Here is a 12969-nt window from a genome sequence, read left to right on the forward strand (position 1 = left end):
CATCATTCTTTACGAGCTTAAAACAATTGAAACATTTAGCTTTACGTGGTAATGAATTTTCAGATGTAACACCACTTGTTAAGATGGATAATTTAGATTCTCTTGATTTAAGTAATAATAAAATTACGAACGTTGCACCACTAATTGAAATGAAAAATGTAAAAAGTTTATATTTATCAGGCAACCAAATAGAAGATGTAACAGCATTAGCGAAAATGGAACAACTAGATTACTTGAATTTAGCAAATAATAAAATTACGAATGTTGCGCCATTAAGCGCGTTGAAAAATGTAACATACTTAACTTTAGCAGGTAATCAAATTGAAGATATTAAACCGTTATATTCATTACCTTTAAAAGACTTAGTATTAACACGTAATAAAGTAAAAGATTTATCCGGTATTGAGCAAATGAAGCAATTAGAAGAATTGTGGATCGGGAAAAATGAAATAAAAGATGTTACTCCTCTAAGTAAGATGACACAGTTAAAACAATTACACTTACCTAACAATGAGTTAAAGGATATTACTCCATTATCAAGTCTAGTAAAATTACAAAAGCTTGATTTAGAAGCGAATTATATTTCAGACTTAACACCAGCTAGCAATTTGAAAAAGTTAGTATTCTTAAGTTTTGTTGCAAATGAAATTCGTGATGTTCGACCAGTTATAGAACTAAGTAAAACAGCCTATATCAATGTTCAAAATCAAAAAGTATTTTTAGAGGAAACAGAAGTAAATAAAGAAATAAAAGTACCTATATACGAGAAAGATGGTAAAATTTCTACAAAAATTCGTTTAAAGAGCGAAGGTGGTACGTATAGTAATGATGTAGTTAAGTGGAGTACACCAGGTGAGAAAGTATATGAATTTGGTGTAAAAGATCCATTTGCGGATACAGGAATCTTCTTCACAGGATCTGTGATTCAAAATGTGTTAGAAAGTAAAGGAGATAACACTTCTAAAGAAGACAATAATTCTAAAGAAGATGAAAAAGTAGGAGTAGTAGAATTTAAAGATGTACCGAAAGGACATTGGTCAGAGGAAGCAATTCATTATTTAGCGAAAGAAAATATTTTCAAGGGATATGGAAATGGACAATTTGGATTTGGGGATCGTATTACTCGTGGACAAGTTGCGTCTTTAGTACAAAGGTATTTGAAATTAGAAAATAAAGTAGAGCAGAAAGAGAGATTTACAGATACGAAAGGACATATGTTTGAGCAAGATATTGCTACAGTTGCGCAAGCTGGAATTATGCAAGGAGATGGCACTGGGGAGTTTCGTCCAGATGGAGTATTAACTCGATACGAAATGTCTGTAGTATTATATAAAGTATTTCAGCTAAAAGAAGATGAAAATAATAAAGTGAACTTTAATGATGTATCAACTGGTCATTGGGCAGAAGGATATGTGAAAGCGTTAGCGGACAATAACATATCAAAAGGTGATGGAAAAGGAAACTTTTTAGGTGATGATTTTGTAACACGTGAACAATATGCACAGTTCTTATATAACGCAATAATGAAATAAAAGATGAGAAAATACGTTATTCTTTGATTGAAAAAGAATAACGTATTTTTTATGTATAAAATGAAATAGTCAATATACAGGAGTATAGACATATGAATAGCCCTTTTTAAAGAAGAGACGTGAAACTATATTGACAAAAAGGCGTTCTCATGTGATAATTCAATTAAATTTTTAGAATAATCAAAAAATACTCCTTTTACATAGAAAGGATTCGAACATTATATGAATATTACGCCGGGGGTGACGAAATGTTATTTTTTCTAAAGAAATGGAATGAATTAAAAGATGTGAAATCTGAACTAGCACTTCGTGATTGGTTTTATGGTACAAAAATTAGCTTATCACTTTGTACGTCAAAAGAGCCGTTAACTTTTTTAGTAAACGTTGAAGGAAGAGATAAAGGGTTATTTTCAGAAGAAGATTTTATTGTTGTAAACTGTATGTGTGAACCAGTATTTGAAAATGAAGAAAAACCAGCTGCGGAATCATTTATGCATGCAGATATTTATAAAAAAAGTAGTGCAGAATGTATTTTACAAGTACAGACTGTAGATAGTCATTTAATATCAGAGTTGTATGGAGAAAAAGGGGAAGTAACATTCGATAAACGTAGCGTGGAACGTGTTTTTGGAAAAGAAGGTATAACAGAAATGACAATTCCCATTGTAGAAGATGAGAAAAAATTCGCTGATTTATTAGAAAATAATGTGCCGAATTTTAGTGAAGGTGGAGGAGTAGTTCTCGTTCATAATTATGGCATGATTGTGTGGGGAAAAACTCCAGAATACGCGAAAAAATGGTTGGAGGGTATAGAATATTTAATGAACTACCATGTAAAATTGTTAATGATAAAAGGTGCAAAGAGTTCTGTTATATGAAATGTTTGTGATTTCGTTACAAATCCACAAATGAATGAAAGCGTTTTAAAAAATAATTTTACTCATAAAATATAGGTCTCCTTATTATATATAGATTACATGTTGACATGTAAGGAGGAACATATTTTGCGAGTTAAATATCATTTTCTGCCAAAACAGCAAGTAACATTTTGCAAAATGAACGATTCAGGTAAGAAGGCTCTGCAAATTATGAATGAAACGGGATTTCGAGCAATCCCTGTATTAGCAGAAGATGAAAAGAAATTCATGGGGATTATTTATAAAGTGGATCTTTTAGAAAAGAAGTGTAATGGTGGATTAGAGGAATTAAGTACGGAACATATGCTAGAAGATTCCGCTGCATTTATTTTTGAAAAGGACTCTTTTTTCAGAGCATTTTATGTTATTCGTCGTTTGCCGTTTTTAGCTGTACTAAATGATTATAATGAATTTGTTGGCATCTTAACTCATTCCAATATATTTGATGTTATTGAGGATTCATTTGGTATGCGGACGGGTGGTTATATATTAACGATTGCAACACAAGATTGTAAGGGAACGATTAAAGAACTTGGGACATTGTTGAAAGCATTTCATATCGGTGGACTATTTACGCTAGATAACGGCGATCAATATATTCGCCGCGTTATTGTCAATATAACAGATGAGTTAAATGAAAAAAGATTAAAGCAATTAATCGAAAAAATAGAGAAAAAAGGATTCAGGGTGAGTCATGTAGATTATATTTAAGATGAAAAGGAAAGGGAGCAATTTGCTATATGCAGATTGCTCTCTTTTTTTAGTTTGAGTCATGAATTTTATTTTGAAACAGGAGGCGGAGATAATGCTAAATCGGATAAAAAAATAAAATCTGCATGTTCACGAATTTTAGGAATAGAGGTTTCTATAACACGTGATGTAATTTCACCTGGAGGCCCAACATGTCCGATAGCTACTATAATCGGTTTTTCTTGAAGTTTTTTAATGAGTAATTGGGCTTGTTTTGAAATATGTGCCGCTGTGTATACGTCATCAAAAAATAATTGATTTTCAATAATTGGCACTCCTAATTCTTTCCCGATTTTTGGGACGACACTTTTAGGATTTGTTTTGCTATCTAAATAAAATAAACCGTGTTTTTTACAAGCTGCAAGTATAAGTCGTACAATTCTTTCGTCTGCAGTCACTTTTGATCCCATATGATTATTCATCCCAATTGCATGTGGCACTTCTTGAATCGCTTGTTCGAGTCGGTTAGTTATTTCTTCGTCGCTTAAATCAGTTGTAATTGCTTTTGGTCCAAGCCATTCTTTTTTACCTTTAATCGGTTCCATTGGCATATGTATAATAACTTCGTGTCCTTTCTTATGAGCCGCTATCGCATCTTCCTTTGTGGAAGGAAGAAAAGGCATAACAGCAACAGTTAGTGGAATAGGAAGTGATAACATTTTATCAGTTCCTTTCATATTATTGCCGAAGTCATCAATGACAATAGCTACTTTATTTGTATGAGCCTTGGCCTCAACAGGAAACAAGAAGGATGGTAAGAACATAGTCAAAATAAGCAATGCAATCGTATATTTGCGCATATAAATATTTCCTTTCTATATTATCAATCATCATTATGGTTTGCGTTTTTATATAAATTAAACAAAAAATGTCGAAGAAAAGTATATGGAAAATAGAGAATCCCCTATTTAATTGGTGTTTGTAAAAAAAGAAGATGAAAAAATTGTCTATTATTGCGAATGTATTTACAAAGATAGAATAATTTGTAATAATTCTCAAAGTGAGGGTAAAGATTTGTAAATTACAGGGAGAAAATGTTAAATTTTCTGATTCTTCAAATTCAAATATGATTAAGTGGTTAAAAGTTCAATGGAGAAGTAAAGTAGAGAGCATGGAAGTATAATAAGGGGGATATGAATGTTTACTGTAAAAAGGAAGTACACATTAGAAAAGCTTTCACGTGATATTCATATGAAACGTGAAGAGATGATTCAATTAGGTTTAACGAGTGGGTTAAATAGTATGGAGACGATTCAAGTGAGTCAAGAATTGGACAAGCTTATTTTACAGTACCAGCGTTATAAAGAAAAACAAACACCAAAATGGTTATCAATTATAAAGGTACCTATTTTTCAAATTGGGTATGAAGGGAAATCAAGTAATTTTTGGCGAATGCTTGTGGCTGGTTTTATGAAATAAGTATAATTACCCTTTAGGGATAAGGATAATTATACTATGTGTAACGGAATTTCGATATGAACTGTCGTTCCTTCGTTTTCTATACTGTTAATAAAAATATGCCCGTTGTACATCTCTACAATTCGTTTACATATGACAAGTCCAAGACCTGTTCCAGTATCTTTATTAGTAAAGAACGGATGAAAGAGGTGTTTTTGAATATGTTTTGGAATCCCTTTTCCAGTATCTATAATTTGCAATTGTGCGTGTGTTTCATTGTTTGTTACGAAAATAGTTAGTGTATCGCCAGAAGTCATAGCTTCAATTGCATTTTTTGTAATGTTTAAAACCACTTGTTTCATATGGTCTTTTGAGCACCGGATGTGAACAGGACGGTCTGGCAAATGTAAATGGAATACAATATTATGTAGATTCGCCTCAGATTGAATAATTAATGCTACCTCATTTAGAATGGTTCTCACATCATATGTTTGTTCAATGATTGCAGTTGGCTTTCCAAGAATAAGGAATTCACTTACAATTTCATTAATTCGTTCTATTTCTTGTTCGATGATGGAAAAATAGAACTGATCTTGTTCATCTTTATATTTCTCTTTTAATAGAGCGACGAGCCCTTTAATTCCGGTAAGTGGATTACGGATTTCGTGGGCTGTACTAGCTGCAAAAGTTCCAACTAATTCAATTTTTTGTAGTTCATTTTGTTGTCTTTCCAGTTTTGTTTGTCGTTTTAACAACATATATTGAGCGAGTAAAAATAAAATTGACATTAAAAATAAAGTAGCTATACATTCTACGGCAACCCACTGGTTTAAAGTTTTTTGATGAATAGGTAACGGAGAAACAGAGACCTTCCAATCTAATCTTTGGAGTGGAGTAGTAAGCATATTAGAATGCGCATCACTTGTTTCGTTATTATCATCGGTTAGAAAAACTACATCATACTTATCAGTTACTTCAAAATGGTATTGTGGCTTAATGGCATTTAAAGATGATGAAATGTAGTCAAAGCGTAAACTTGCTAACAATAAGCCTGAGAGCTCCTTCTGTTTATTAAAAATGGGGGAAGCAATCATAATAGCTTGATGGCCAAGAACACGATCTGTAATGACGGATGATACAGTTGTTTTCTTAGTTTGTAATGCGTTTTGAATATATTTACGATCTGAGACATCAACAGGTGGTCGGTCACCTTCCGATGCGATTGTAATGATACCTTCTGGTGTAGCGTAATATAGACCAGAAAAACGTGCATCGTTTCCATCTGTATCATGTACAATTTCTTTCATCCCATTAATATTTCCAGTCTCGGTTCCTACGACCTTTGCGAGCATTTCTAGGGCAGAAATTGCTTCACCAAGGTGGTGATCTAAATAGTCTCTATATAAAAAGAGAACCGTATGGGCAACTTGTTTATTTTCTTGTTTCATTTTATACGAATGATATGAATAAAATGTAGCACCAATCCCTATTGTTGGTAGGATAACAAGCAATATATATAAAACTATGCTGTGGAATTTGAATTTCAAATTTGGTACTCCTTCTTTTTTATTATCATTATATATAAACTATGTTAAAATTGTCATGTTTTTATTCAAGAATCATTCATAATATATTTGGGGAGAGGTAATGAATGAGTGAATACTCATTCGGAATTTATATGAAGTACTATTTTGTTCTTTTTATTACTGAGAATTTAAGTGAAGGGTTGAAAGTTGTATGACATCAAATAATGAACGAGAAGATATTTCTCAATCTTTAAAAGTATTTATTGCATTATCTCGTGTACATCGTTCTGTTATGGATACTACAAATAAGTCTATACAAAGTAACGGTTTAAATCCAACTGAGTTTGCTGTATTAGAACTGCTATATCATAAAGGCGGTCAACCACTTCAGCAAATTGGTGAGCGTATTTTAATAGCTAGTGGCAGCATTACATATGTTGTAGATAAGTTAGAGAAAAAGGGACTAGTAAAGAGAATTCCGTGCCCGAATGACAGACGTGTTATTTATGCACAATTAACTGAATCTGGAGAGAACTTTATTGCTTCTATTTTTCCAGGGCATGAGCAAGTTATTCATCAGTCTTTTGAAATGTTAACGAAAGAGGAAAAGGACGAATTACTTGATCTATTAAAAAAGATTGGAAAGTATGAAAAGTAATAATATGTTCCAAAGGAGCTTTGGATAAAGAAATCCAAAGCTTTTTTGTTTACATGTAATGATGGCAGTATATGCCGTATTTTGCTGAAGAATAAGAGGAGATTTGGAAGTAAGCATTGAATTATAGTAAGGATGCATATAATGGAGAGGAGGCTCGTTCATGTCATTTAAAGACTATGAATATAAAAGGCCAAATATTGAAGAATTAAAAGAGAAGTTTACAGCTGCTTTAGAGAGGTTTGATAACGCAAAAACTGTAGAGGAACAAAAACAAGTCATTCATTCAATTAACGAAATTCGTAACGATTTTGGTACAATGGGGAATCTTTGTTACATTCGTCATTCTGTTGATACAACAGATGCTTTTTATAAGGAAGAGCAAGATTTCTTTGATGAATTCTCTCCAGTTGTACAAGGATATGGTACAAAGTATTATAATGCGTTAATTCATTCTCCATTCCGTGAAGAATTAGAAGCGTATTATGGGAAGCAATTATTTGCTCTTGCGGAGTGTGATTTAAAAACATATTCTGATGAAGTCGTGAAGGATTTACAATTAGAGAATAAATTGTCTTCACAATATACACAATTATTAGCATCTGCAAAAATTGATTTTGCAGGAGAAGAAAGAACGTTATCACAGCTTATTCCATTTATGCAAGGGAAAGAGAGAAGTGAACGTAAAGCAGCAAGTGAGGCGTATTACGGATTTTTAGCTGAGAATGAAGAAGAGTTAGATCGTATTTATGACGAGCTTGTTAAAGTGAGAACGAAAATCGCCAAATCTTTAGGTTTCAAAAACTTTGTTGAACTTGGATATGCAAGAATGTACCGTACAGATTATAATGCAGAAATGGTAGCGAATTATCGTCAGCAAGTGCTAGATTATATCGTTCCCGTTACAACGGAATTAAGAAAACGTCAACAAGCGCGTATCGGTGTAGAGAAGTTAGCGTATTACGACGAAAACTTTGAATTTCCAACAGGTAACCCAACTCCAAAAGGAGATGCGAATTGGATTGTTAATTATGGGAAAACGATGTATAAAGAGTTATCGGCTGAAACAGATGAATTTTTCAATTTCATGTTAGATAATGATTTATTAGATTTAGTTGCGAAAAAAGGAAAAGCTGGCGGTGGATATTGTACATATATTGAGAATTATAAAGCACCATTTATTTTCTCAAACTTTAACGGAACATCTGGTGATATTGACGTATTAACACATGAAGCAGGCCATGCTTTTCAAGTATATGAAAGTCGTAAATTTGAAATTCCAGAGTATAATTGGCCAACATATGAAGCGTGTGAAATTCACTCTATGAGTATGGAATTCTTCACATGGCCATGGATGAAGTTATTCTTTGAAGAAGATGCAGATAAATATTACTTCTCTCACTTAAGTTCAGCACTTCTGTTTTTACCGTATGGTGTATCTGTTGATGAATATCAACATTATGTATATGAAAATCCTGAAGCATCACCAGAAGAGCGTAAGACAGCATGGCGTAATATAGAGAAAAAGTATTTACCGCATCGTGATTATGAAGATAATGATTATTTAGAGCGCGGTGGATTCTGGCAACGTCAAGGGCATATTTATAGCTCGCCGTTCTACTATATTGACTACACGTTAGCACAAATTTGCGCACTGCAATTTTGGAAACGTGCAAGAGATAATAGACAAGAGGCGTGGGAAGACTATGTGAATCTGTGCCAACAAGGTGGAAGTAAATCATTCTTGGAATTAGTAGAAGTTGCAAATTTAACATCACCATTTGCTGAAGGCTGTGTGAAAAGTGTTATTACAGAAATTGAAGCATGGCTACAAGCAATTGACGACACAAAATTGTAAAAAACATGCGCTTTTTTTCACATGTTTAACATCGACATAATGAGAAAATGATGAGATAATAAAAGAAAATTCAGAATACTGAAGAGGTGTTTCTAATAAGGAGCACCTCTTTTCACCAACAAAAGGGGGGAAAGAAGTATGCTTCAATCTAATATGGATGTGAGTTTAGAAAGTTTGGTGAACTCATTACAGTCTACCCGAAGCACGCTATTATCAGAAATTGAAATGTTAAATGATACAGAAGTGAATGTAAAGCCACGTCGTGATAAATGGAGTATTATTCAAATTTTGCATCACTTGCATTTAGTTGAACAATCTGTCACGTCTGCCCTTGCATATGCCTTACAAAAAAATGAAAGAAACACGACTCCATTTAAAGACCTCCAACTTACGCTGGATCGCACACATAAACGAGAAGCTCCTCAGCAAATGAAACCAACAGAAACGCTAATGAAAAAACAGCAAGGAATTCAATTACTAGAACATTCACGACAAGAACTATTACACACGCTTCATAGTGTCTTAGATGAAAAAGATCTATTTGAAAATGGATTAAAGCATCCTGTTTTTAATGATTTGAATTTGTATCAGTGGGTTCAATTTCTTGATTTGCATGAACAAAGACATCTTACGCAGTTAAAAGAGGCGAAACACGCAATTTTACAGCGATAATTAGGAAGAAGTGGGAGACCACTTCTTTTTCATATGTGCATAGTTTTTCTTCTTATTTTGGAATACTACAGAGAGAAAGCAAAGAAGGAGTTGAAAAGTATGTCCAAGAAAAAGAAAGAAGAAGAACGCGCTTGGAAAGCACGTAAAGAAAATCAAAAACCACATGGAAAAGTGAAAGCTTTTGCTGAATTAGTTGAAGGAACAGAAAAAACGTGATGAGTATTTCATCACGTTTTTTGTATGAGTGGAAAAGTTAATAAGAAAGTTGTACCTGTACCTTTTTCACTTATAATATCAATTTTTCCGTTCATAGCTTGCACAACACTGAATACGACCATCATTCCAAGGCCAGTGCCTTTTTCTTTTGTTGAGTAGAAAGGGGATCCAAGGCGTTTTACTTGTTCTTGATCCATGCCAACTCCTGTATCTTTTATATATAATTGAATATGCTTATGATCAGGAACTAATGTGAAATAAAGATCACCGCCTTTTGGCATGGCCTCAATGCAGTTTTTTAAAATATTTAACAAACATTGATTTAGTTTTTGTTTTTCTCCCGCGATAAAAAAAGAAGTACTTTGCTTTATATAATGTGTACGCACATTTGTTAAATTAGCAAGCGGTGTAATTAACGATAATGCATGCAGTAGTTCTTCTTCTAACTGTAATGTTTGTTCTTTTTCAATACTTGGTTTTGCAAAGGTTAAATAATCTGTAAGAACGTGATTTGCTTGTTCGATTCCGTTGATGGCTATGTCAATATATAATTTTCGCTCTTGCTCAGTGCATGTATCTGACTGCAAAAGTTGTAAAAATCCTTTTGTTGAAGTTAACGGATTGCGAATCTCATGAGAGATGGATGCTGCCATTTCGCCAATTAAATGAAACTTTTCAGCATTCATAAGTTCGTTTTGAAGACGAACTTGAGTTTGTAATATGTGTAGTAAATATAAAATAAGTATCGTACCAAGTATCGTACATAACTCATACACAATAATATGTGGTATATAATCAGTCTTATTTGTAACCTTTGAAAGGAAGAAAGGTATCCAACTCAATCCGTATGTGAGACTGTAGATAATAGCAAGTGCTACTTTTATACGATTAGAGGTTCGATTAAAAACTTTATATGTAAATAGTAGGACAATAAATAGAAGGATAGAACCGATAAGCGATGGGAAAACACCTATTCCTCCTAATAAGAAGCGGTATATATTTAGTACAACTAATATAGATCCACCGGCAATAGGACCTCCTGTTAATGTACCGACAATTAATACGATATGACGCATATCAAATTGAAATCCATAATTTGTTTTTGCTCCGAAAGTAATACATAGTATGGTAGCGAGGCAACATAATGTAATAAATATAGTTGAATTTAATTTAGGAGAACGTTTCCCTTTTTGATTCCAAAATAAATGGTATACGAGCATTGTAACAAGGATGAATAATATATTTAAAAAGAGATAAATAATAAAGGGTTTCAGTGGGATGCCTCCTCTCTTCTCACATTAGATTAATCATACTATAAAATGCAAGAAATGAAATGAGAAATAGCGGAAAAATCAGAAATTTTTTCTGGTAGTATACAATATGTTACAATAAGCTTTGTCAATGAAAGAAGGAATTCCGTGTAATGCACGGGAGAGGTTCGCGAACTCCCTCTATAAAAAACTATGGAAACAACAATATCATTAGGTATTGTTTTGTTTTTTTATTGTGACAGTTCAAGAACGTTCTTTCTTCTTATTCGTAGTAGAGAAGGAGAATGAGTGAAATGAAAAAAGAAAAGGCAGTTGTTGTTTTTAGTGGAGGACAAGATAGTACGACATGTTTATTTTGGGCAATAGAGCAGTTTGCAGAAGTAGAGGCTGTAACGTTTAATTACAATCAACGTCATAAGCTAGAAATTGATTGTGCAACGGAAATTGCAAAAGAGCTAGGAATTAAACATACGGTACTAGATATGAGTCTATTAAATCAACTTGCTCCAAACGCGTTAACGAGAACGGATATGGAGATTACACATGAAGAAGGGGAATTACCATCGACGTTTGTAGATGGACGAAATTTACTATTCTTATCATTTGCTGCTGTATTAGCAAAACAAGTTGGAGCACGTCATATTGTAACGGGTGTATGTGAAACTGATTTTAGTGGTTATCCAGATTGCCGTGACGTGTTTGTGAAATCGTTAAACGTTACTTTAAATTTATCCATGGATTATCCGTTTGTGATTCATACACCACTTATGTGGATTGATAAAGCGGAAACATGGAAATTATCAGATGAACTTGGAGCATTCGAGTTTGTTCGAGAAAAAACATTAACATGTTATAACGGAATCATTGGTGATGGTTGCGGTGAATGTCCAGCATGTCAACTTCGTAAAGCAGGATTAGATACGTACCTACAAGAACGCGAAGGAGCGAGTAACTAATGGATAATTTCTTTGGATTTCGTATTGTAGAAAATTTGCAAAAAATGGACAAGGATATTCAGCGTAAACAGCTTAAATATCATAATAAAAGAGTAATGGTCAGCAAGGAATTTACATTTGATGCAGCACACCATTTACACTGTTATGAAGGGAAATGTAAAAACTTACATGGTCACACATATAAAGTTGTATTTGGGATTAGTGGATATGTAAATGAAATCGGTCTTGCGATTGACTTTGGAGATATAAAAGAAATTTGGAAGAATGAAATAGAAATTTATTTAGACCATCGTTATTTAAACGAAACGTTACCAGCGATGAATACAACTGCTGAAAATATGGTCGTTTGGATTTATGAAAAGATGGCAGAAGCGTTAACAAAAGATAATCGTGTGAATGAATATAAAGGAGCTCGTGTTGAATTCGTTCGTCTATTCGAGACTCCGACTAGTTATGCAGAAGTAAGACGGGAGTGGATGCTCGATGAGTAAAATCCCTGTCTTAGAAATATTTGGTCCGACTATTCAAGGTGAAGGAATGGTTGTAGGACAAAAGACGATGTTTATCCGTACAGCTGGCTGTGATTATAGCTGTGCTTGGTGTGATTCTGCTTTTACGTGGGATGGATCGGCTAAAGATCAAATTAGACAGATGACAGCGGAAGACGTTTGGAATGAGCTTGTAGAAATTGGCGGCGAAAATTTTTCTCATGTTACGATTTCAGGTGGAAATCCGGCATTGCTGAAAAATATTGAGTTTCTTCTTTCTATATTAAAAGAGAATGGAATGCGAACAGCAATCGAAACGCAAGGGAGTAAATGGCAAGATTGGTTACTTCAAATTGATGAGATAACGATTTCTCCAAAACCACCAAGTTCGACAATGAAAACTGATTTTCAGAAGTTAGATGCTATGATTCAGAAACTAGCGGGAAAAGATATTAGTTTAAAGGTAGTAGTATTTGACGATTATGATTTCGAGTATGCAGTTAAGATGCACGAACGTTATCCACATGTACCATTTTTCTTACAAGTAGGAAATGATGATACAAAAACTGTGGATGATGCGATGTTGATTAAAAAGCTATTAGATAAGTATGAGTGGTTAATTGAAAAAGCAGTTAATCGTAAAGAAATGAATAATGCAAAAGTATTGCCGCAGCTTCATGCGTTAGTATGGGGAAATAAACGCGGAGTATAATGAGAAGGGATGTTTAAA

At 33.5% G+C, this 12969-nt stretch carries 14 protein-coding genes and 1 riboswitch; of the genes, 11 read left to right on the forward strand and 3 right to left on the reverse strand.

Annotation, left to right across the window (positions count from 1 at the left end):
* The 3 genes from MR079_RS15170 to cbpA all read left to right on the forward strand — a co-directional run.
* A partial coding sequence (locus MR079_RS15170; RefSeq protein ID WP_242294215.1) for a leucine-rich repeat domain-containing protein occupies positions 1 to 1532 on the forward strand: 1532 nt, incomplete at its 5' end.
* A gap of 248 nt (positions 1533 to 1780) precedes the next feature.
* Positions 1781 to 2410, forward strand: a complete 630-nt coding sequence (locus tag MR079_RS15175; protein WP_000895997.1) for a class II aldolase/adducin family protein — start codon at positions 1781 to 1783, stop codon at positions 2408 to 2410.
* 126 nt (positions 2411 to 2536) lie between these two features.
* Entirely contained in the window at positions 2537 to 3160 is a 624-nt protein-coding gene (cbpA, locus tag MR079_RS15180) for a cyclic di-AMP binding protein CbpA (protein WP_001264217.1), read from the forward strand.
* Between the two features lie 68 nt (positions 3161 to 3228).
* Here the strand turns inward: cbpA and MR079_RS15185 are convergent, their stop codons facing one another.
* A complete protein-coding gene (locus tag MR079_RS15185; RefSeq protein ID WP_242294216.1) occupies positions 3229 to 3999 on the reverse strand; it encodes a divergent polysaccharide deacetylase family protein in 771 nt (256 codons plus the stop codon).
* Positions 4000 to 4336: 337 nt separating this feature from the next.
* Here MR079_RS15185 and MR079_RS15190 point away from each other — a divergent pair, with 337 nt between their 5' ends.
* Positions 4337 to 4618 (forward strand): aspartyl-phosphate phosphatase Spo0E family protein, encoded by a 282-nt coding sequence (locus MR079_RS15190; RefSeq protein ID WP_000495533.1) that lies wholly within the window; start codon positions 4337 to 4339, stop codon positions 4616 to 4618.
* Between the two features lie 29 nt (positions 4619 to 4647).
* Here MR079_RS15190 and MR079_RS15195 read toward each other — a convergent pair whose 3' ends face one another.
* A complete protein-coding gene (locus tag MR079_RS15195; protein ID WP_242294217.1) occupies positions 4648 to 6144 on the reverse strand; it encodes a DUF3149 domain-containing protein in 1497 nt (498 codons plus the stop codon).
* A 190-nt stretch (positions 6145 to 6334) separates the two neighbouring features.
* Between MR079_RS15195 and MR079_RS15200 the strand changes: the two genes are divergently transcribed.
* The 4 genes from MR079_RS15200 (at position 6335) to MR079_RS15215 (ending at position 9524) form a co-directional block, all read left to right on the forward strand.
* On the forward strand, positions 6335 to 6781 hold the full coding sequence (locus MR079_RS15200) for a MarR family winged helix-turn-helix transcriptional regulator (protein WP_000203340.1): 447 nt from the start codon (positions 6335 to 6337) through the stop codon (positions 6779 to 6781).
* 160 nt (positions 6782 to 6941) lie between these two features.
* Positions 6942 to 8636, forward strand: coding sequence for a M3 family oligoendopeptidase (locus tag MR079_RS15205; protein ID WP_242294218.1), 1695 nt, complete (start codon positions 6942 to 6944; stop codon positions 8634 to 8636).
* 138 nt (positions 8637 to 8774) lie between these two features.
* Positions 8775 to 9308: a DinB family protein gene (locus MR079_RS15210; RefSeq protein ID WP_000941965.1), complete on the forward strand. Its 534-nt coding sequence runs from the start codon at positions 8775 to 8777 to the stop codon at positions 9306 to 9308.
* A gap of 99 nt (positions 9309 to 9407) precedes the next feature.
* Positions 9408 to 9524, forward strand: coding sequence for a DUF6254 family protein (locus tag MR079_RS15215; RefSeq protein ID WP_000038254.1), 117 nt, complete (start codon positions 9408 to 9410; stop codon positions 9522 to 9524).
* Positions 9525 to 9535: 11 nt separating this feature from the next.
* Here the strand turns inward: MR079_RS15215 and kinB are convergent, their stop codons facing one another.
* The gene (gene kinB / locus MR079_RS15220; protein WP_048553797.1) at positions 9536 to 10744 is read right to left on the reverse strand and encodes a sporulation sensor histidine kinase KinB; all 1209 of its coding nucleotides are present in this window, start codon (positions 10742 to 10744) and stop codon (positions 9536 to 9538) included.
* A 207-nt stretch (positions 10745 to 10951) separates the two neighbouring features.
* A riboswitch (PreQ1 riboswitch) is annotated at positions 10952 to 10995 on the forward strand.
* Positions 10996 to 11088: 93 nt separating this feature from the next.
* On the opposite strand from kinB, the gene queC reads away from it, so the two are divergent.
* Genes queC through queE form a run of 3 tightly spaced genes read left to right on the forward strand, consistent with a single transcriptional unit; the run spans position 11089 to position 12951 of the window.
* Positions 11089 to 11751, forward strand: a complete 663-nt coding sequence (gene queC / locus MR079_RS15225) for a 7-cyano-7-deazaguanine synthase QueC (protein WP_000711599.1) — start codon at positions 11089 to 11091, stop codon at positions 11749 to 11751.
* Positions 11751 to 12242, forward strand: a complete 492-nt coding sequence (gene queD, locus MR079_RS15230; protein ID WP_000368413.1) for a 6-carboxytetrahydropterin synthase QueD — start codon at positions 11751 to 11753, stop codon at positions 12240 to 12242. The genes queC and queD overlap by 1 nt, the downstream gene beginning before the upstream one ends.
* Entirely contained in the window at positions 12235 to 12951 is a 717-nt protein-coding gene (queE, locus tag MR079_RS15235; RefSeq protein WP_000036279.1) for a 7-carboxy-7-deazaguanine synthase QueE, read from the forward strand. Before queD ends, queE begins: the two co-directional genes overlap by 8 nt.
* The last annotated feature ends 18 nt before the right edge of the window (positions 12952 to 12969 follow it).

Origin of the sequence: Bacillus cereus group sp. BfR-BA-01381, from assembly GCF_022663555.1 — a bacterium.
GTDB classification, from domain to species: Bacteria; Bacillota; Bacilli; order Bacillales; family Bacillaceae_G; genus Bacillus_A; species Bacillus_A pacificus.